This is a genomic window from Methylobacterium sp. AC433, assembly GCF_979253015.1.
This window is the reverse complement of sequence record NZ_CEEDBN010000014.1, coordinates 125,064-144,291: the sequence shown is the minus strand read 5'-3', so window position 1 is coordinate 144,291 and position 19,228 is coordinate 125,064. Positions and strand designations below refer to the sequence as shown.

The 19,228-nt window shown below is 71.1% G+C and carries 14 protein-coding genes; 5 read left to right on the top strand and 9 right to left on the bottom strand.

What is annotated here, in order from left to right; all coding sequences use genetic code 11:
- A partial coding sequence (trhO, locus tag AC0IWM_RS18435) for an oxygen-dependent tRNA uridine(34) hydroxylase TrhO (RefSeq protein ID WP_471757315.1) occupies positions 1-819 on the top strand: 819 nt, incomplete at its 5' end.
- Entirely contained in the window at positions 816-1,025 is a 210-nt protein-coding gene (locus AC0IWM_RS18430) for a SlyX family protein (protein WP_471757313.1), read from the top strand. The genes trhO and AC0IWM_RS18430, both read left to right, overlap by 4 nt.
- A gap of 155 nt (positions 1,026-1,180) precedes the next feature.
- On the opposite strand, the gene AC0IWM_RS18425 is transcribed toward AC0IWM_RS18430, so the two are convergent.
- Both AC0IWM_RS18425 and AC0IWM_RS18420 read right to left on the bottom strand, forming a co-directional pair.
- Entirely contained in the window at positions 1,181-2,623 is a 1,443-nt protein-coding gene (locus AC0IWM_RS18425) for an NAD-dependent succinate-semialdehyde dehydrogenase (protein WP_471757311.1), read from the bottom strand.
- Positions 2,624-2,710: 87 nt separating this feature from the next.
- On the bottom strand, positions 2,711-3,502 hold the full coding sequence (locus AC0IWM_RS18420; protein ID WP_471757309.1) for a class II glutamine amidotransferase: 792 nt from the start codon (positions 3,500-3,502) through the stop codon (positions 2,711-2,713).
- Positions 3,503-3,966: 464 nt separating this feature from the next.
- On the opposite strand from AC0IWM_RS18420, the gene AC0IWM_RS18415 reads away from it, so the two are divergent.
- On the top strand, positions 3,967-4,359 hold the full coding sequence (locus tag AC0IWM_RS18415; protein ID WP_056477454.1) for a response regulator: 393 nt from the start codon (positions 3,967-3,969) through the stop codon (positions 4,357-4,359).
- A gap of 132 nt (positions 4,360-4,491) precedes the next feature.
- On the opposite strand, the gene rpsU is transcribed toward AC0IWM_RS18415, so the two are convergent.
- The gene (gene rpsU / locus AC0IWM_RS18410; RefSeq protein WP_055957071.1) at positions 4,492-4,806 is read right to left on the bottom strand and encodes a 30S ribosomal protein S21; all 315 of its coding nucleotides are present in this window, start codon (positions 4,804-4,806) and stop codon (positions 4,492-4,494) included.
- 532 nt (positions 4,807-5,338) lie between these two features.
- Here rpsU and AC0IWM_RS18405 point away from each other — a divergent pair.
- The gene (locus AC0IWM_RS18405; RefSeq protein ID WP_471757307.1) at positions 5,339-6,820 is read left to right on the top strand and encodes a methyl-accepting chemotaxis protein; all 1,482 of its coding nucleotides are present in this window, start codon (positions 5,339-5,341) and stop codon (positions 6,818-6,820) included.
- 19 nt (positions 6,821-6,839) lie between these two features.
- On the opposite strand, the gene AC0IWM_RS18400 is transcribed toward AC0IWM_RS18405, so the two are convergent.
- Positions 6,840-11,705: an NAD-glutamate dehydrogenase gene (locus AC0IWM_RS18400; RefSeq protein ID WP_471757305.1), complete on the bottom strand. Its 4,866-nt coding sequence runs from the start codon at positions 11,703-11,705 to the stop codon at positions 6,840-6,842.
- Between the two features lie 1,042 nt (positions 11,706-12,747).
- Between AC0IWM_RS18400 and AC0IWM_RS18395 the strand changes: the two genes are divergently transcribed.
- Positions 12,748-13,848, top strand: a complete 1,101-nt coding sequence (locus AC0IWM_RS18395) for a PAS domain-containing protein (RefSeq protein ID WP_471757303.1) — start codon at positions 12,748-12,750, stop codon at positions 13,846-13,848.
- Between the two features lie 52 nt (positions 13,849-13,900).
- Here AC0IWM_RS18395 and AC0IWM_RS18390 read toward each other — a convergent pair whose 3' ends face one another.
- From AC0IWM_RS18390 to AC0IWM_RS18370, 5 genes are all read right to left on the bottom strand, one after another.
- A complete protein-coding gene (locus tag AC0IWM_RS18390) occupies positions 13,901-14,320 on the bottom strand; it encodes an FKBP-type peptidyl-prolyl cis-trans isomerase (protein ID WP_056477460.1) in 420 nt (139 codons plus the stop codon).
- Positions 14,321-14,400: 80 nt separating this feature from the next.
- Positions 14,401-15,555, bottom strand: a complete 1,155-nt coding sequence (locus AC0IWM_RS18385) for a GNAT family N-acetyltransferase (protein WP_471757301.1) — start codon at positions 15,553-15,555, stop codon at positions 14,401-14,403.
- On the bottom strand, positions 15,552-16,859 hold the full coding sequence (locus AC0IWM_RS18380) for a lipopolysaccharide biosynthesis protein (protein ID WP_471757299.1): 1,308 nt from the start codon (positions 16,857-16,859) through the stop codon (positions 15,552-15,554). Before AC0IWM_RS18380 ends, AC0IWM_RS18385 begins: the two co-directional genes overlap by 4 nt.
- Positions 16,860-16,992: 133 nt before the next feature.
- Complete coding sequence (locus AC0IWM_RS18375) at positions 16,993-17,952, bottom strand: SGNH/GDSL hydrolase family protein (RefSeq protein ID WP_471757297.1); 960 nt, start codon at positions 17,950-17,952, stop codon at positions 16,993-16,995.
- Positions 17,916-19,010, bottom strand: coding sequence for an OpgC family protein (locus tag AC0IWM_RS18370; RefSeq protein WP_056477468.1), 1,095 nt, complete (start codon positions 19,008-19,010; stop codon positions 17,916-17,918). The genes AC0IWM_RS18375 and AC0IWM_RS18370 overlap by 37 nt, the downstream gene beginning before the upstream one ends.
- Positions 19,011-19,228: the final 218 nt, after the last annotated feature.

Genomic DNA, 19,228 nt, shown 5'->3' with positions numbered 1-19,228 from the left:
GCCCCGCCACGCCCTGCCCCGCCCTGCCGATTGCCCCCGATGCCGTTCACCGTCGCCGCCCTGTACCAGTTCGTCGCCCTGCCGGACGTCGCCGCCCTGCAGGCCCCGCTGCAGGCCCTGTGCGCGGAGCTCGGACTCACGGGTACGCTGCTGCTGGCACCCGAGGGGCTCAACGGCACGGTGGCGGGACCGGCCGCGGCCATCGACGCCTTCCTGGCGGCGCTGCGGACCGGCCCGCTCTTCGGCGGCCGTCTCGCCGGGCTCGACTGCAAGCTCTCGCAGGCCGAGGCGCCGCCGTTCCGGCAGCTCAAGGTCCGGGTGAAGCGCGAGATCGTCACCTTCGACGACGGCGCCACCGATGCGACCGCGGCCGGCACCCCCGTGGCGCCCGGGGCCTGGAACGCCCTCCTCGACACGCCGGACCTCCTCCTGATCGACACCCGCAACGCCTTCGAGGTGGCGCTCGGCAGCTTCCCCGGCGCGGTCGATCCGGGCATCACCCGGTTCAGCGCGTTCCGCACCTGGGTCGACGGCCTCGATCCGGCGGCCCACGCCACCGTGGCGATGTTCTGCACCGGCGGCATCCGCTGCGAGAAGGCGGGCGCCTACATGCGCGCGAAGGGCTTCGCCGACGTGCGCCACCTCGAAGGCGGCATCCTGCGCTACCTCGAGACGGTACCGGAGGCCGAGAACCGCTGGACCGGCGACTGCTTCGTCTTCGACGGCCGCATCGCGCTCGGCCCCGCCCTGGTGGAGCGGCCCGACCATGCCCCGGAGACCCTGATGTCCGAACCCCCGACGTTCGAGGCCCCGCGATGACCGATCTCTCCGCCCGCATCGATGGCCTGGAGATGCGCCTCACCGAGCAGGACGTGGTGATCGACGACCTCAACGCGACGATCACGGCCCAATGGCGCCAGATCGACGCACTCACCCGGCAGATGGCCAAGCTCGTCGAGGAGGTGGAGGCCGCCGCCAGCCGCCCGGCCTCCGGCGCACCGGAACCGCCGCCGCCGCATTATTGAAGGGGTGGGCGCAGGGCCCTCCGCCCCCTTATGGGCCCTCCTCCCCCTTATGGGGAGGAGTTGGAGGTGGGGGTGACTCCGCTGGCCTCAGCCGGCCGAGGGTCACCCAGCCACCCCCACTCACGACCTCTCCCCACAGGGGGGAGAGGAAGCCCCTACCCGCCGACGCTCGCCTGGCTGACGAACTTGGTGGTCAGGTAGGCCTCCAGGGCCTCCGAGCCGCCCTCGCTGCCGTAGCCGGAATCCTTGACACCGCCGAAGGGTGTCTCGGGAAAGGCCAGGCCGTGGTGGTTGATGCCGACCATGCCGCTCTGGACCCGGGCCGCGACCTCGACGGCGCGGGAGGCCGAACGGGTATAGGCGTAGGCGGCCAGACCGTAGGGCAGCCGGTTGGCCTCGGCATAGGCCGCCGCGTCGTCGGAGAAGCGCTGGATCAGGGCCACCGGGCCGAAGGGCTCCTCGTTCATGATGCGGGCGTTCACCGGCACGTGGCAGAGCACGGTCGGCTCGAAGAAGTTGCCGCGGTTGCCGATGCGCTTGCCGCCGGTGCGCAGCTCGGCGCCCTGCGCCACCGCGTCGGCGCAGAGCGTCTCCATCGCCTCCAGGCGCCGGGCGTGGATGAGCGGCCCCATGGTGGTCTCGGGGTCGAGCCCGTCGCCGACCCGGCGTCCCTCCGCGAAGGCGACGAAGCCGTCGCGGAACCGGTCGTAGACCGCCTCGTGCACCAGCATCCGGGTCGGGGCGACGCAGACCTGGCCGGCATTGCGGAACTTGTTGGCGCCGAGCACCGCCACGGCGGTGTCGACGTCGGCATCCTCGAACACGATCGCGGGCGCGTGGCCGCCGAGCTCCATCGTCGCCCGCTTCATGTGCCGGCCCGCGAGCGCCGCGAGCTCCTTGCCCACCGGGGTCGAGCCCGTGAACGACATCTTGGCGATGACCGGGTGCGGGATGAGGTAGCCCGAGATCGCGGCCGGGTCGCCGAACACCAGGGAGAGCACGTCCCCCGGCACGCCGGCATCGAGGAAGGCCCGGATCATCGCCGCGCAGCTCGCCGGGGTGTCCTCCGGCCCCTTCAGGATCACCGAACAGCCCGCGCAGAGGGCGGCCGCCACCTTGCGCACCGCCTGGTTGATCGGGAAGTTCCAGGGCGTGAACGCCGCCACGGGGCCGACCGGCTCGCGCAGCACCATCTGGACGACCCCGTCGGCGCGGGCCGGGATGATCCGGCCATAGGCACGGCGGCCCTCCTCGGCGAACCAGTCGGTGACGTCGGCGCCGGCCAGGATCTCCACCCGCGCCTCGGCGAGCGGCTTGCCCTGCTCCAGGGTCATGAGGCGGGCGATGTCCTCCACCCGCTCGCGCAGGAGCTCGGCGGCCCGGCGCAGGACCTTCGAGCGCTCGTAGGCCGAGACCTTGCGCCAGGCGGCGAAGCCCCGCTCGGCCGCCGCCAGCGCCCGGTCGAGATCGGCCCGCGTCGCCACCGCCAGGGTGCCCAGGGTCTCGCCGGTGGCCGGGTTGAGCACCGGCAGGGTCTCCGAGCCGGACCCGTCGGTCCAGGCTCCGGCGATGTGCAGCGTCACGTTCGGATACGTCATCGGCGGCTCCCGCTTGGCCATGGCCCCGGGTTGTCCGCCCTTCAGGCGCGGGCCGCAACCCTTATCCGGGATGCCAGGGTCGCGCGCTCAGGCGGCGATGCGCGCGGCCGCGGCGTCGGGACCGGTGACGATCACCGACCCGCCGCGGCGGGCCTGGAGCGTGCCGCCCTTGGGCACGACCTGCCAGCCGTCCCGGCAGCCGTCGATCGGCTCGGAGACGACGACGAGGCCGGTCTCGGTCTGCCGGTAATAGAGGCTGGGCGGGCTGCTGTCGCAGGCCCAGCGGAAGGCCGTGAGAGTCTCGCCGTCGGTCACGACGGCGGTGAAGCGCAGGGGCTCGCTGGCCTCGGCCGCCCGCATCAGCTCGCGCACCGTGGCCAGGGTCTTGTGCATGGCGCCGACCGGGTCCTCGGCGAGGCCGTTGGCGAGCGCCAGGAGGAAGATCGCCTCGGAATCCGTGGTGCCGCGCCGGTCGTCGTAGAGGGCGTCGGGGATCAGCGCCTCGAGGCGGCGCTTGATGCGGTGATAGCCGCCGATCTGGCCGTTATGCATGAACAGGTGCCGGCCGTGGGCGAAGGGGTGGCAGTTCGCCCGGGTGGTGGCGGTGCCCGTGGAGGCCCGCACATGGGCGAAGAACATCCGCGCCCGGACCTGCTGGCAGAGGTTGACGAGGTTCTCGTCCGACCAGGCCGGGCAGACGTCGCGGTACAGGCCCGGTTCGACCCGCTCGCCGTACCAGCCGATGCCGAAGCCGTCGCCGTTGGTTTCCGTCTTTGCCTCGGCCGCGTGGAGCGACTGGTGGACCAGCGAGTGCGTCGGTGCGCAGACGAGGTCGGTCAGGAAGACCGGCTCACCGGAATAGGCGAGAAAGCGGCACATGACGGACAAACACCCCCTGATCTCAACGACGCGACCCGACCGGTCGCCGCCCCGGGGCGACGTCCGTCTCCTGCAACCTCTGCGACCCGCACGACGGTTAAGTTCAGGCTACCGCGGTGAACGAGTGGTTAACGCGCGCCACGAGCCCGACCTCTTGCCGGGCCAACGATGCAAGAGGCGCACCGGACCGGACCCGGCTGTTTCCCGGTGAACGGCGGCCCGCGGGGCACTCATCATGCGAGCCCGGCGGGAATGCGGCGGACGAAGCGATCACCGATGCGGGAACCGCATAGCCGGAACATCGATTCGGACTCTTGCCCACCGCACCGTGGCGGCGCAGCATCACCGGGCGAGAATCAGTAATCCCAATGGATCGGGCCGGGCCGCGTGCGGTCGCCCCGCGTATCGCGTCCCGCCTTTCATTCCGCGCGTTCGCCACGCCAGACGCCCGACGAGGAGACTTCATGGATCGCTCACACGCCCCCTGCCCGATCGCCCTCGTGGTCGAGGACGATGCCGATGTCCGCAACCTCGCCACCGCCGTCCTGGAAGAGAGCGACCTCGACGTCATCGCCTGCGACTCGGCCGAGGCCGCGATCTCGGTGCTGGAGCGCTCCGGCGGCAACGTGGCCCTGCTCTTCGCCGACGTGCGCCTGGGCGCCGGCATGGACGGCATCGCCCTGGCGAGCGCCGTCGAGCGGCGCTGGCCGGACGTCCGCGTCGTCCTCACCTCCGGGGGCGATGCCCGCGCCGTCGAGGCCATGCCGGCCCAGGCGGTCTACATGCAGAAGCCGTGGCGCGCCCTCGACGTGCTGGTCCAGGCCGAGCGCGCGACCGTGGCGGCCCGGGCCGCCTGACGCCTCGGCTCGGACGCGAAAAAGCCCGGCCGCCGAGCGACCGGGCTGTTCCGAATTTGGAGGTCGCGGCGACGGCCGGCGCGGTTCGTCCCGCGGCCGTCGCGGGCCTCGTGGCAGAGGCCCTGCCTGGCCTCAGGCGTTGCCGGCGGGCGGCAGCACGGTCGGCGCGGTCGGCGCGAACGGCGAACCGCCCGGACGACGCGGCGCACCGGCGCCGAAACGGGGCTTCGGCTTCGGGGCGGCGATCAGGCCCTCGCGGATCGCGGTCTTGCGGGCCTGCTTGCGGGCGCGGCGCACGGCCTCGGCCTTCTCACGAGCCTTGCGGACGGAAGGCTTCTCGTAGGCCTTGCGCTGCTTCATCTCGCGGAAGATGCCCTCGCGCTGCATCTTCTTCTTCAGGACGCGGAGGGCTTGGTCGACGTTGTTGTCGCGAACGAGTACCTGCAACGGTTTCAATCCTCTGAAACGATGTTTGTTGGACGGCACCGATCCTGAGACCCGCCCGGAGCCCCGCGACGCGAACTGCAAAACGCCCCGGACCCGAGATCTCTCCCGGGCGGGACGTCGGTCAGACGGCCTCGAATCGGCGCAGAAACTGCACTTGGGGCAGGCTCATACACCAACCGCCCGCGAGTTCCAACACGCCTCGCCGCGGCCGGTGCGCATTATCCCGGCGCCGGGGAACAAACCGCGCGCCCCGTCGTCCGCCGGACGCCTCAGTGATTTCGAAGTGGTCGACGACGACCTATTCGGGATCGGCAGGCAAAACCGAAGATGTGCCGCCTGCTCCAGAGCTTTCGCCGAGAAAATCTGTGCTCCAGGCAGGCTGAATGGTCACCCAAGCGCCGCGCGAACCCTGAAAGTTTTCGGATAATTAATTTCTGTATCCGAGATTCACTGCGCAGCACGGGCGATCATCCGGGGCGATGATCGGTGGTTGCGACCTGAACCCGTTCGGGTTCCGACTCTGGGGCGATCGATGTTGGGTCTGAGGAACAGGGCGTCGGCCGAAACGGCCGCGAAGCTTGCGGCCCTCGACAAGTCGCAGGGCATCATCGAGTTCAACCTCGACGGAACGGTGATCACCGCCAACGCGAACTTCCTCGCCGTGATCGGCTACGGGCTCGCCGAGATCCGCGGCCAGCACCACAGCCTCTTCGTCGAGGCCGCCCAGCGGGACAGCGCCGCCTACGCCGCGTTCTGGGCCAAGCTGCGCCGGGGGGAGTACGAGGCCGCGCAGTACAAGCGGGTGGCCAAGGGCGGGCGCGAGATCTGGATCGAAGCCTCCTACAACCCAATCCTCGATTCGGCCGGCAAGCCCTACAAGGTGGTCAAGTTCGCCACCGACATCACGCGGCAGAAGATGCAGGACGCCGACGTCCAGGGCCAGCTCGCCGCCCTGCACAAGGCCCAGGCGGTGATCTCCTTCGCCCTCGACGGCACCGTGCTGGACGCCAACGCGAACTTCCTGGCCGCCGTCGGCTACACCCTGCCCGAGATCGTCGGCCAGCATCACCGGATGTTCGTGGAGCGGGAGGAGCGCGACAGCGCCGCCTATGCCGAGTTCTGGGCCCGGCTGCGCCAGGGCACCTACCAGGCCGCCCAGTACAAGCGCCTCGCCAAGGGCGGGCGCGAGGTCTGGATCGAGGCCTCCTACAATCCGATCCTCGATGCCAGCGGGCGCCCCTACAAGGTCGTCAAGTTCGCCACCGACATCACCGCGCAGGTGACGCTCCTCGACGACCTGCGCCGGCTGATCGCCCAGAACTTCGGCGAGATAGACGGCGCTGTGCTGCTCTCCAACACCCAGACGCGCGAGGCCGACGCCGCCGCGAGCACCACGTCGAGCAACGTCCAGACCATGGCGGCCGCCTCCGAGGAACTCGCCGCCTCCGTGGCCGAGATCTCGCAGAGCATGGCCCATTCGCGGGTCGCCACCGAGGCGGCGCAGGGCCAGGTGGTCGCCGCCGCCGAGGCGACCCACAAGCTGACGCAGGCCGCCAGCGCGATGAGCGGCATCGTCGGCCTGATCCAGAGCATCGCCGGCCAGATCAACCTGCTGGCGCTTAACGCGACCATCGAATCGGCCCGGGCCGGCGAGGCGGGCCGCGGCTTCGCGGTGGTGGCGCAGGAGGTGAAGAACCTCGCCAACCAGGCGGCGCGCGCCACCGAGCAGATCACCGGCGAGATCGACAACGTGCAGGCGGTCTCGAAGCAGGTCGGCGAGTCGCTCCAGACCATCCAGATCTCGGTGGAGCAGATGCGCGACTACGCCATCAGCACGGCGGCGGCGGTCGAGGAGCAGAGCGTCGTCACCCAGGACATGTCGGGCAACATGCAGCATGCCGCGACCGCCGTCGCGGCGATCTCGCAGAACATCCAGGCGATCGGCCACTCCATCGGCCAGGTCTCGCGCGCGGTCGAGACCACGAAGGACGCCGCCCGGGTCCTCGCCCGGTAGGCGCCCGCCCGGCCGGCGCTCAGACCTGGGCCGGCGCCCCCTTCGGCCGCGCGAGATCCGCCAGGAGGCTCGCCGCCACCGTGGCCTTCGAGACCGTGAGCCCGGAGGCGGTCACCGCCTCCAGGGTGGCGCGGGCATGGTCGAGGGCCGCACCGCGGCTCCGGCTCCAGGCCGCCACCGCGTCGGGGCCGGGCCCCACCGTGCCGACGATCTCGGCGGTGAGCTGGCGGTGCGCCGTGGCGATGTTGGAGACGGCCCGCTCCAGGGCGATGCGGTCGTAGGTGTCGCCGGTGGCGACCTCCCGCGCGGCCGCGGCGAGTTCGGAGAGCTGGAGCGCCCGGTCCAGGGCGAAGTGGGTCGCGGCGATGTCGGGCATCGCGCCGCCGCCGGTCTCGGCGATCCGGACGATGTCGGGCGCCGAGGTCAGGGCGGTCAGGGCCGAGAGCCGCCGGGCGGGTGCCGGGGCCATGCCGAGGCCGACGAGCTCGGCCTCGCGCGCGGCGAGCTGCCGGTTCACCGCCTCCCCCATCACCTCCGGCAGGGCCGCCTGCAGGGCGCTGATGCCCTCCCGGTAGCGGGCCACGATGGGCGCGACGCTGCCCGAGAGGTCGAGGTTGCGCAGGAACCAGACGATCCGGCCGACGAGGAGGTCCTGCACCTCGGCGTAGAGGGCGATCTGCGCCTGCCCGCCGATCGCGCCGGCCAGGCCGTCGATGGCCAGGTTCAGCTCCATCAGGCCGTAGGCGTCGCGGGTGATCGCGTAGGCCTTGGCGATGGCGCTCGCATCGGCGCCGGTCTCCTCGACGAGGCGGGTGACGAGGGAGGGTCCGCCCCGGTTGACGATGATGTTCGAGAGCGCGGTGCTGATGATCTCCCGGCGCAGCCGGTGCCCGTTCACCGCGTCGGGGAATTGCTGGCGCAGGGCGGCGGGGAAGTAGCGCTGCAGCTCCCGGTCGAAATAGGGGTCGTTGGGAGCGGCGCTCGCCAGGAGGGCGTCGTAGAGGGCGAGCTTGGCGTAGGCGAGGAGCACCGCGTATTCCGGCCGCGTCAGCCCTTCCCCCTTGCGCATGCGCTCGGCGATGGCGGCATCGTCCGGCAGCAGCTCCACGCCGCGGTCGAGGCGCCCCTCCGCTTCCAGCGCCTGCATCGTCCGCATGGCGAAGCCCGTCTCGGGCAGGCCCCGGTGCTGGGCCAGCGAGAGCGCCAGGGTCTGCAGCTGGTTGTTGCGCAGCACCAGGGCGGCGACCTCGTCGGTCATCGCCACCAGGAGGGCGTTGCGGGCTTGCCCGTCGAGGCGGCCGTCGCGCTCCGGGGTCATCAGCGCGATCTTGATGTTCACCTCGACGTCGGAGGTGTTCACCCCGGCCGAATTGTCGATGGCGTCTGTGTTGAGGCGGACCCCGTTGCGGGCCGCCTCGATGCGCCCGCGCTGGGTGGCGCCGAGATTGGCGCCCTCGCCGATGACCTTGGCCCGCAGCATCGCCCCGGTGATGCGCACCGCGTCGTTGGCCCGGTCGCCGGCCTCCTCGTCGGATTCGGAGGTGGCGCGGATATAGGTGCCGATGCCGCCGAACCAGAGCAGGTCCACCGGCGCCGTGAGGATCGCCTGCATCAGCTCCGCCGGGGTCGCCGCATCCTGCGCGACGCCGAGCACGGCCTGGATCTCGGGGGAGAGCGGGATGGTCTTGAGGCTGCGGGCATAGACGCCGCCGCCGGGCGAGATCAGGCCGGTCTCGTAGTCGCGCCAGGAGGAGCGCCCGAGGTCGAACAGGCGCCGGCGCTCGGAAAAGCTCGTGGCCGCGTCGGGGTTCGGGTCGAGGAAGATGTCGCGGTGGTCGAAGGCGGCCACGAGGCGCAGGGAGCGCGACAGCAGCATGCCGTTGCCGAAGACGTCGCCGGACATGTCGCCCACGCCCGCCACCGTGATCGGGTCGCTCTGGGTGTCGATGTCCATCTCCAGGAAGTGGCGCTTCACCGCCTCCCAGGCGCCCCGGGCGGTGATGCCCATGCCCTTGTGGTCGTAGCCCTGGCTGCCGCCGGAGGCGAAGGCGTCGCCGAGCCAGTGGCCGCGCTCCGCCGAGAGGGCGTTGGCGATGTCCGAGAAGGTGGCGGTGCCCTTGTCGGCCGCCACCACGAGGTAGGCGTCGTCGGGATCGTGCCGCACCGTGTCGGCGGGCGGCTCGATGGCGTCGCCGACGATGTTGTCGGTGAGTTCGAGCAGCGTGCGGATGAAGATCCGGTAGCTCTCGGTGCCCTCGGCCATCCAGGCCTGGCGGTCGGAGGCCGGCGGCAGGCGCTTGGGGAAGAAGCCGCCCTTGGCGCCCACCGGCACGATGACGGCGTTCTTCACCTGCTGCGCCTTGACGAGGCCGAGCACCTCGGTGCGGAAATCCTCCGGCCGGTCGGACCAGCGCAGGCCGCCGCGGGCGACGTAGCCGAAGCGCAGGTGCACGCCCTCGACGCGCGGCGCGTAGACGAAGATCTCGAAGAACGGGCGCGGCAGCGGCATGCCGCTGACCTTGGCGCAGGCGAACTTGAAGGCGATGGCCTCCCGGCGCCCGCCCCCCGGCGCGACCTGGAAGAAGTTGGTCCGCAGGGCCGCCTCGATCAGGTTGACGAAGCGGCGCAGGATGCGGTCCTCGTCGAGGCTGGTGACGGCCGCGAGGTCCGCCTCGATCCCGGCGCGGATCTTCGCCTGGGCCGCCTCGCGGTCGCCGCCGGCGGCCGGGTCGAACCGGGCCTGGAACAGGGCGACCAGGGCGCGGGCGACGGCCGGATGGGCGCTCAGGGTGGCGGCGAGGTAGTCCTGGCCGTAGCGGATGCGGAGCTGGCGCAGGTAGCGGCCGAGGCCGCGCAGGAGGGCGACCTCGCGCCAGGGCAGCTCGGCCTCCAGCACGAGACGGTTGTAGCCGTCGGATTCGGCCAGCCCCGTACCCAGCGCCAGCAGGGCGTCCTCCAGCAGGGTCTCGAGCCGGCCCAGGTCGATGGCCGCGCCGGTGGCGCGCTCCAGCAGCATGTCGTGCAGCCAGACCCGGGCGGCCTCGTCGGTGCCGGGGGGCAGGATGCGGTAGGTCCGCTCGTTGACGACGCGAAACCCGAGATTCTCCAGCACCGGCACCCGCTCGGACAGGGAGAGCGACGCGCCCCGCGAGAAGACCTTGAGGCGGATCTGGGATTCCGGGTCGGTGACGCGCCGGCCGATATCGGCCGCCCGCGGCCGCTCCGGGCTCAGGCGCTCCAGGGTCATGATGTCGGCGATGGCGACCCGCGGGGCGAAGCTCTCGCGGTAGGCCGCCGAGAAGGCCTCGCCGTAGCGGGCCGCCAGGGCGCGGGCCTCCGGACCGTCGAGGGTCTCGGCCAGGGCCGCCCGCAATTCGTCGCCCCAGGTGCGGACCAGGGCGGCGATGCCCGCCTCCAGGGCGGCCGGATCGCGCTCCGGCGCGCCGGATTCGGGCAGGCCGATGATGAAGTGGGTGCGGGCGAGCGGCCCGTCGGGGAAGTACGGGTAGGCGGCCGAGAGCCGGCCGCCATACTCGCTGGCGAGGTAGGCGCCGATCCGCGCCCGGACGGTGGAATCGTAGCGGTCCTTCGGCACGTAGACGAGGAGCGAGACGAAGCGGCCGAAACGGTCGGGCCGGGACAGCACCCGCAGGCGCGGCCGGTCGGCGAGATGGGCGATGGCGAGGCTGAACCGGTAGAGCCGGTCGGCGTCGATCTGGAACAGGTCGTCGCGCGGATAGGTCTCGAGCACGTCGAGGAGGCCGCGCCCCGCATGGCTGGTCGGATCGAGGCCGGCGCGCATCGCCACCTGCGCCACCTTCTCGCGCAGGTAGGGGATCTCGCGGGTCGGCAGCGTGTAGGCGCTCGGGTTGAACAGGCCGACGATGCCGACCTCCCCGGTGAGGCTGCCGTCGGCGCCGAACAGCTTGCAGGCGATGTAGTCGAGATGGGCTGCCCGGTGGACCCGGGACTTCACGCTGGCCTTGGTGATGATGAGCGCCTGCGGGCCTTCGAGGAAGGCGCGGATCTCGGGCGTCATGTCGACGAGGGCGCCGCCGCGCCGGAGCACCGCCACGGCGGGATCGCGCAGGAGCCCGAGCCCCGAGCCCTCGACCAGGGCGTGCTCTCCCCCGGACAGGCTGTGCTCGCGCAGGCCGAGCAGGGTGAAGTGCCCATCGCCGAGCCAGGCGAGGAAGGCCCGGGCCTCGGCCACCTCGGCCTCCGGCAGGGGCGGCGGCGCATGGGCGTAGCCCTCGGCCAGGCCGGCGAGGCGGGCCGTCATGGCGTCGTGGTCGTCGGTGGCCAGGGCGACGTCGCGGAAGACGCGGGCCAGGCCCTCGACCAGGCGGGTGCGGGCCTCGCCGGCATCGAGCCGGTCCAGGTGGATGTGGATGAAGCTCTCGCGAGCGAACTCGGCATGCGTGTCGGCCGTGGTCTCGCCGACCACCCGGACCAGGGCGCCGGCCCCGTCGCGCTCGACGCCGAGGATCGGGTGGGCGACGAGGTGCGGCGCCAGCCCCTGCTCCGTCAGCTCGGCCAGGGCGGAATCAAGGAGGAACGGGCGGTTGTCGTTGACGACCTCGACGATGGTCAGGTCGCGCGTGCGGCCGTCCCGCATCACGGCGCGGTCGCTCACCGACAGGTTGGCCGGGGCACCGGGGCGCCGGGGCTCGGCGAGATGCGCCCGGGCCGCCAGCGCGAGCTCGGCGAGATCCTGGGCGGTGTAGGGCGCCAGGTCCTCGGGGGGCACGCGCCCGAACAGGTCGGCGACGAAGCCGGCGGGACCGCCCTGCCCGGCGACCCGGTCGGCCGCGGCGCCGAGGAGGTCCGTGCGGGCGCCCCGGGCCTCGGGGCTGGAGAGCGCGGCATTCCGTTCCAGAGCCATGGTCATCGTGTCCTTGCGACGGGCGTCAGCGCGACCGGGCCGGGGCCGGGCGGGCCACGGCGACCGGGACGGGACGACCCTGCGGGCGGATGGCGGCGTGTCGGTGGCTGGATCGCATCGCTCGGTCGCCGATCCCCGTGGCCGATCCCCTGCCTGCCCGCGACTCGCTCGCGGTGCACGCCACCTCGCGGGCACTTGAGCACCGGCGCCCACGTCTTTCCAGGGCCGGAAGACCGAATCGGACGCGGGCGGCTACGACCGGCGCCCGATGTCAGCCTTCGGTTCGGCGCAGGGACCGGAGGGCGGACGGATCGGGCCGCGTCGCGACTCGGATGGCCCGGCCCCGCGCGGTTGCCTACGTCCTCACACGATGCGTTGTATTCGCATTCTCAAATCACCGACAGGTCGCATGGACGGCATCCGTCGCAACGCATTCGCAAGCATTCATCACGGAAGTTTGAAGGCCATACGGGCGTTTGACGGGACTTTTTCGTGCCCGATGCTTGCATCCGGACGGCAAATACCCGCTCTGAGACTTCATCCGTCACTGCTTTGATCGTCGCGGCCACCCGCGGACCAGGACAGTAGTCCTTCTTCCTCGTCGAATCGCCTGCGCGAAACACCCAACCCCGAGAAGCCAAGTTACCGCGAGGTCTTCGTGGGTCCGGCCAGCCGCTCGGATCGCGATCGGAGAACTCCGTCGAATGCATCCTCGGCGGGCGCCTGTCTCGCGCGCCGTTCCGACCGGATCCAGGCCCGTTCGGGACTTCCATCCCGAGTCTCAGAAGGCCCGAATACCTGAGGTTGAAGCGACCCATGAGGCCAGCCACCCGAGACCATAAGATCTCGTCGATGTTTCTCGTGCCATGTCGATACCGATGCCCGCCCGGTCTGGCCTAGGACGATAAACACAAAGCGACATTTTCGATGAGGTTTCGTCGTTCATCTTGCCTGCACCTGGACAAGCATCGACATCCGGTCCCATTGGACTAAAGTACGAGTAGGTCATGCGTGCCCACAGCCTGTCATGAGAGATGATCCCTTGCTTTCCGCGCGCGTCATCCGGTCCGGACTGTCGCTGCCGAGGGAGGATTCGCGCCAACCCGTTCAGGCCTCGCACGCCCAGGTCCTCCGGCTGCTGGAGGAACTCGCGCAGATCGGGCTCTGGTCCTTCGACGTCCGATCGGGCGCCTTCAGCATCTCGGACGGCATCGCGCGCCTGACGGGCCTGTCCCCGCAGACCACCCGCATGGATGCGCTGCGCGATCTCGTCCATCCCGAGGACGGCGATGTCTTCGAGGAGGTCGCGGCCGCCCTGCGGACCGGCATTCCCGTCGATCGCGGCTTCCGCATCGTTCGCCTCGATCGCACGGTCCGCTGGGTCGAGTTCAAGGGGAACGTGGTCCTGGGACCCGATGCCTGCCCGGTGCGGGCCGACGGCATCCTCCTCGACGTCACCGGACGCCACGAGACCACGCAGGCGGTCCTGCGCAACCAGGCCCGCTACGAGGGCCTGGTCCAGGCGATCGCCGCGGTCGTCTGGCTGATGACGCCGGACGGGGTGCGCCGGCCGTCGCCGAGCTGGTGCGCGCTGACGGGCCAGACCCCGGAGGAGTGGCATGCCGGCGGCTGGGTCTCGGCGATCCATCCCGACGACCGCCAGCGCGCCGCCCAGGCCTGGGCGAGGGCCTTCGGCCGCAGCGAGCCCTACGAGGCCAACTACCGCCTGCGCCGGGCCGACGGAAACTACCGCTGGGTCAGCAGCCGGGCGGTCCCGGTCCGCAACCCCGACCGGTCGGTGCGGGAATGGATCGGCCTCGTCATCGACATGACGAGCACCGCCAGCGTGATGACCCAGCCCGACGATCTCGCCCTGACCGACGTCTCCGGCCCGCTGATCCGAAGCGCCCGGGCGATGCTGAACTGGTCGATCCCGGACCTCGCGACCGCCGCCGAGGTCTCCGGCTCGAGCATCAAGCGCTTCGAGGAGAGCGGGGGTGCCGCCCTGAGGCCACGGACCCGCGCCGCCATCCGGCAGGCCCTGGAGGCCGCCGGGATCACCTTCGTCGCCCGCCTGTCCGGCGAGGTCGGCCTGATCCACCGGCCGTCCGCCACCGGATCCGCGCCACCCGCCGGGGTGTGACGGGTCTGGAGGGTCGCCGGTCGCGCGACCTCGACGCGACCGGCGTGGTATACTAGCGCGCGCCGAGAAGCTCGACGTCGAAGATCAGGGTGGCGTTGGGCGGGATCACGCCGCCGGCGCCGCGCGGGCCGTAGCCCTGGTCGGGCGGGATGATCAGGGTGCGCTTGCCGCCGACCTTCATCGTGGCCACGCCCGTGTCCCAACCGGCGATCACCTGGCCGGCGCCCAGGGTGAAGGTGAACGGGGTGCCGCGATCCCGCGAGGAATCGAACTTCTTGCCGGGCTTGCCGCCCTCGTCGAGCCAGCCGGTGTAGTGGACGCTGACCTTCTGCCCGGCCTTCGGCTCGGGGCCGGTGCCCACGACCTCGTCACGATACTGGAGGCCCGAGGGGGTGGTGATGGTCTCGGCGGATGCGGATGCAGTCATGGCGAGGATCAAGGCTCCGGTGAGGGCATAGAGGGGACGGCGCATGGAAAGTCCTGTCTGGCATGCCGAGGCGGCGCAGTAGCACGGACTGGGGAGCACGTCACAGCCCCACGCCGGGAACGCCCTCAGCGCCGCAGGAGGCGCCGGACCTCGCCCCGCGCCGTCTCCTCGAAGCGGGCGAGCCGGAGGCGCCGCTCCAGGCCGATCAGACCGCGCGCGCCCTCGGGCACCGCGATGATCTCCGCGACGGTGTCGCGTTCCCGATACAGGCTCTCCAGGGCGGACCCCGGCAGGGTGGCGGAATCGAGCCGATCGGCGAAGCCCTCCGCGTGCAGCGCCCGCACGATCTCGGCCTCCAGGACGAGACCCGGCGCGAAGGCGCGGGCGGTCTCGTCGTAGGCGGTCTTCAGGAGATAGGCGGTCCCGTTCGCCACCAGGGCCAGACTGACAGCCAGGGCCGTCCCGTCCCGCATCAGGGTGTCGGCCCGGATGCCGACGGGACCGCCCTCCGCCCGGAACAGCGCCCAGGCGAAGGCCGCATGCGCCGGCCGGCAGGCCATGGCGCTGCCTGCCGCGCCCTTCCAGCCCGCAGCCTCGACTCCGAGGAAATCCTCCACCGCCCGCGCCAGGGCGGGGCCCCGCGTCGCGGTCTCCAGCCTCACGGCGCCGCTCTCGGCGAGGCGGCGCTGCCGGCGGCGCAGGTCCTTGAGCCGCGAGGGATGCGGATGCCCGGCGAGGAAAGCGCCGTGATCGGCGCGCCGCTTCAGGACCGGGCGCTCGAACCGCGCGACCTCGCCGAGATCCCAGCCGGCCGCCTTCATCGCCGAAGTCAGGTCGCGGCCCAGCGGCGCCTCGACCGAGAGGAGCGGCCAGCGCCAAGCGCGTCCGCCCGATGCAGCGGCGAGGCCCTCGACGAGTGCCGCCAGGATCACGGGGCGGTCGGGACCTGCGGCGACCAGGGGCGCGGTCGCGGTGATGAAGGGGGATAAGAACGGCAGCGCCACCGACCGACCGAGGCCGCAGATATCGTAGGACCTGCGAAACGGCAGCACCGCTTCCAGACGATCCGACCCGCGAACGACGACCACCCGCAGGTCCGGCGGCGCAAGACCACTCTCCAGATGGGCCTGCATCGCGTGCCGACCGAAGAACGGATGCCCGTCACCGGAGCGGGCCGAGAGGTCGTCCCAGGCCGCCGCTTCGCATCCGAGGGATGCCAGCGTGGTGATCGCGTGCGTGTAGGCCGGCGCCGCGATCCGCCGGGCATGGCCGGCGCTCATCGGCCCGGCTTTCCGAACAGGTGGATCCAGACCGGAGTGACCAGGCCGTGGACGGCATGGGCCGCCCAGGCCATGGCGACGGCGCGCACGACGGTGGCCATCGCCATCGCCAGCGCCGCCCCGATCACGCCGAGCGCCGGGACCAGCGCGAAGCAGAGCCCACCGGCGAGGACGAGCATTCCCAGGGCGATACCGGCGGCCAAGCGCTCGCCGCCGAGCATGTTGAGCAGATCCTCGCCGGGACCGAAGGCGCTGGCGGCGATGCTGCCGGCGACGAGGACGGCGAGGATGGGCAGGCTGTCCCGGAACTCCGGCCCGAACAGGCCGAGCAGGAGGGGCGCGGCCGCGATCACTCCGATCCCGATCAGGGCGGTGGCGACCAGCGTCAAGCGCGCCTGCAGTTTAACGAGATCGGCCAGGCGCACCCGGTCGCCGGCGGCATGGGCCGCGGCGAAGCGCTGTGCGGTGGCGGCGGTGGCGGCGAAATGCACGAAGACCACGAATTGTTGGATCCGGGTCGCGGCGAAGTAGAGCCCGACCGTCGCCGGTGGGACGAGCAGGCTCAACACGACGACGTCAATGAAACTGGAAGCGGCACTGGCGAGATCGCTGGCGGCGATCGGAAGGCAGGCGCGAAACCAGCGTCGCCAAGCGTAGCGGCGCGGTCCAGCAGGTAGGACAGCGCGCAGGCTCCGGAGCAGCAGGGTCGCCTGGACCGCGACGGCGACGCCCGTCGCCACGAGGGTGCAGAGAACCGCGATGCGGGCTTCCGCCGGAGCCCCAAACCCTACCGCCGCGAGCATCGCGATCATGATCAGGCCCTGGCGCAGGAGGTAGGGCGGCGCGATGGCGAGTACGGCCCAGTTCTGGCCGCGGGCGACGCCCTCGCAGTAATCCTGAAGGGCGAAGAGCGGCAGGACGAGCGCCGCGACCAGGAGCGGGGCCGCAAAGGGCCCCTCCAACAGGGAGCCTTCGACCCAGATCAGGGCGAGGCCTCCAAGCGCGATGACGATTGCACTCGCCAGGGTCACGATCCCCCCACCGACGAGATAGGCGCGGACGGCGGCGAGGTCGCCACGAGCCTGATCGGCCGGCATGAAGCGGCAGGCGCCCTGCGAGAGGCCGAGGGTGGCCGAATGCCCGAGGATCGCGATCCAGACCCAGATCGCGGCGAAGATCCCGTACTCGGTGCCGCCCATGAGGCGCGCCATCAGGACCTGCCCGACATAGGCGAAGCCGGCCGCACCGATACGGATCGCGAAGACGTGGATCGCCGCTCCGGCCGCACCGGTACGCAGGCGCATCAGGCCGCTCCACAGCCCGGCGGCTCCGATCCTGTCCGTCGCTGTGTTCACCGAATGGCCCCCGCCCGATCCGGGCAGGTATAGGCTCCGCGCCGTTGCGGCGCAGTTAAGCCGATCGGTTAAGACTTTGCGCTCACGGCCCGGCGGGTGCCGGCAAGACCTTGGCCCCGGCCGAATCCTTCGGCGGTGCCAGGGTCAGTGCGGGACGACCGGCACTGCCCGTCGAGGCCGGGTCGGGCTGGAGAAGCGATAGCGTGATGGCTCGGGTGACGTGCTCTGCCATGCAGCGCAGCCCAAGATCGTTCAGGCGGAACTGGCTGCCGAGCAGATGCCCCTCGCCCTTGTCGTTGCGGCGGGCGAGATAGCGCATGGCCTCGTAGCGCTGGACCAGCGGCACGCCCTCCCGCACGGCGACCTCCTGCACCTTGCGCACGAGACTCGTATAATAATCGTCCGCAGCGAGACTTGCGGTGTAGACCGGGCTCACGAGCACGACGTCGATCTCGTGTCCCTTAATCCACTGCACGGTCTCGTCGAGGGCCGTGCCGAAGGCGTCGAGATCAACCCGTGCGAGGGCGTCGTGGGAGCCGACCTGCCAGATGACGAGGTCGGGCTCCAGTTCGGCCACCATGCTGCGCAGCCTCTCGCCAGCGCCGGATGCGATCTCACCCTGCAGGCCCCGGCTCTCCACAACCACGTCGACGTCCGGCAAGGACCGCTCCAGAGCCGTCTCCAGCTTCACCGGGTACGTGGCGGAGGAGCCGAGCCCCATCGTCGACGCGCCGATGGCCAGGACGCGGACCGGGCGCTTCTCCTTGAGAGCGGCCTTGACCGCGCCGAGACGGGCCAGAGTGTAGAGCTTCGAGCCGGGCACCCGGCATTCGGGCGACAGGGTCACGTCGACGGCCTCCGCATCCGCACCCTGGCCGGCCACCGCGACGCTGGGCGGGGAGACGACGGTCGGCGGAGGAGACCCGACCTTGGCAGGATCCTGGTGTGCCGCCGGCTCCTGCGCACAGGCTCCTCCCCCGCCGAGGTGGCAGAGGAGAGCAAGGCTCAGGGTGAGGAGAGCCGCGGCTTGCGGGAGCGCCATTCGACGAACCATGCGGTGAAACCCAGTGCGAACAGGCCGAACCCTACGACGAAAACGTCCACAACGACACCGCCGCCGGTCCAGAAGCGCACAAGCTGCGCGGCCAGGCTAAGCAGTGAGCCGATGGAGAAGACCGCCAGCGAATTGCGCCCGAGGCTGGCCAGGAAGGCCGTGATCCAGCCCAGGCGCGGTGCGAGGAAGGCATAGAGGGTCTGGAAGGCGAGGAGCACGCCGAGGAAGTGGATGACGCGCGCCGGCGACAGGTAGGTCTTGTCGAAGGTGAAGACGAGGCGCGGATCCGGCACGAGAAGTGGATCGGGCCGCAACTCGAGGACCGACAGGACGATGCCGGTGAGCACGATCACCACGCCCAGGGGGACGAAGCGGCGCGACCAGCGCTTCAGCCAGGACGAGGTCCGGCTGAAGTCCTGCATGGTGAAGCCGAGGACGAGGAGGAGCTGCCAGCAGAAGGGATCGAAGAACCAATCCCCCTCCCCCGGCCAGGATGGCAGGTTCCACTCGAAGACGAGGCTCGCTGCATAGAGCGAGAAGGACAGGAGCAGCGCGGCGAGGCGGCTCACCCGCCCGATCAGCACGAAGACCGGCGCGATGCCGAGGAGCACCACGTAGAGCGGCAGGATGTTGAAGAAGCCGAGCTGGTGCGTCAGCAGGACGAAACCGACCATGGTCTGGATCGGATCGGCGAAGAATCCACCGGCATTGTGCCACTCGAGGAGCAGGGGGTTGTCGAGCACCAGGGCGGTGCCGGCGATCATACCGAGGGCGAGAGCCATCGTGGTGATCTGAGCGCGGTACACCTCGATGGTGCGCGACATCAGTCGCAGCACGGTCTTCAAGCGCGGCTCCGGGCTGCCGTCGCGGTTGCGCGTGGCGATCCCGATCGACCAGCCGGCCAGGAACACGAACAGTTCGGCCGCATCCGAGATGCCGTACTGCGAATAGGTGTAGCGCTCGAAGGTGTTGCCGGGGATGTGGTTCACGAAGATCGTGACGAGGGCGAGACCCCGCCAGAAATCCACCGCGTTCGGTTCGCGCATCGGGTCTCCGCACTCCGGCAGCTCGAAAGGACAGGCGTTGGGCGCGCTGGACGTCGCGGCCGCGCTGCAAGGGCCGGCCCTGATACGGCGCCCTCGCGGTTCTGCAAAGGGCAACCTTCGCCGAGATCGAGCCTGAGGTCCGGCGATGCCGTCGGCCAGGTCGCGGCGCGTCGCGTGTTACGCCGAGTGGCCGGGTCGCATCGCACGGGCGGTGTGGC

Coding starts and splice junctions, on each gene's coding strand:
- AC0IWM_RS18425 (WP_471757311.1), bottom strand. CDS start 2,623: ATGACGTATCCGAACGTGACGCTGCACATCGCCGGAGCCTGGACCGAC.
- AC0IWM_RS18405 (WP_471757307.1), top strand. CDS start 5,339: ATGTTGGGTCTGAGGAACAGGGCGTCGGCCGAAACGGCCGCGAAGCTT.
- AC0IWM_RS18415 (WP_056477454.1), top strand. CDS start 3,967: ATGGATCGCTCACACGCCCCCTGCCCGATCGCCCTCGTGGTCGAGGAC.
- AC0IWM_RS18430 (WP_471757313.1), top strand. CDS start 816: ATGACCGATCTCTCCGCCCGCATCGATGGCCTGGAGATGCGCCTCACC.
- AC0IWM_RS18390 (WP_056477460.1), bottom strand. CDS start 14,320: ATGCGCCGTCCCCTCTATGCCCTCACCGGAGCCTTGATCCTCGCCATG.
- AC0IWM_RS18370 (WP_056477468.1), bottom strand. CDS start 19,010: ATGCGCGAACCGAACGCGGTGGATTTCTGGCGGGGTCTCGCCCTCGTC.
- AC0IWM_RS18420 (WP_471757309.1), bottom strand. CDS start 3,502: ATGTGCCGCTTTCTCGCCTATTCCGGTGAGCCGGTCTTCCTGACCGAC.
- AC0IWM_RS18385 (WP_471757301.1), bottom strand. CDS start 15,555: ATGAGCGCCGGCCATGCCCGGCGGATCGCGGCGCCGGCCTACACGCAC.
- AC0IWM_RS18380 (WP_471757299.1), bottom strand. CDS start 16,859: ATGCGCCTGCGTACCGGTGCGGCCGGAGCGGCGATCCACGTCTTCGCG.
- AC0IWM_RS18400 (WP_471757305.1), bottom strand. CDS start 11,705: ATGGCTCTGGAACGGAATGCCGCGCTCTCCAGCCCCGAGGCCCGGGGC.
- AC0IWM_RS18375 (WP_471757297.1), bottom strand. CDS start 17,952: ATGGCGCTCCCGCAAGCCGCGGCTCTCCTCACCCTGAGCCTTGCTCTC.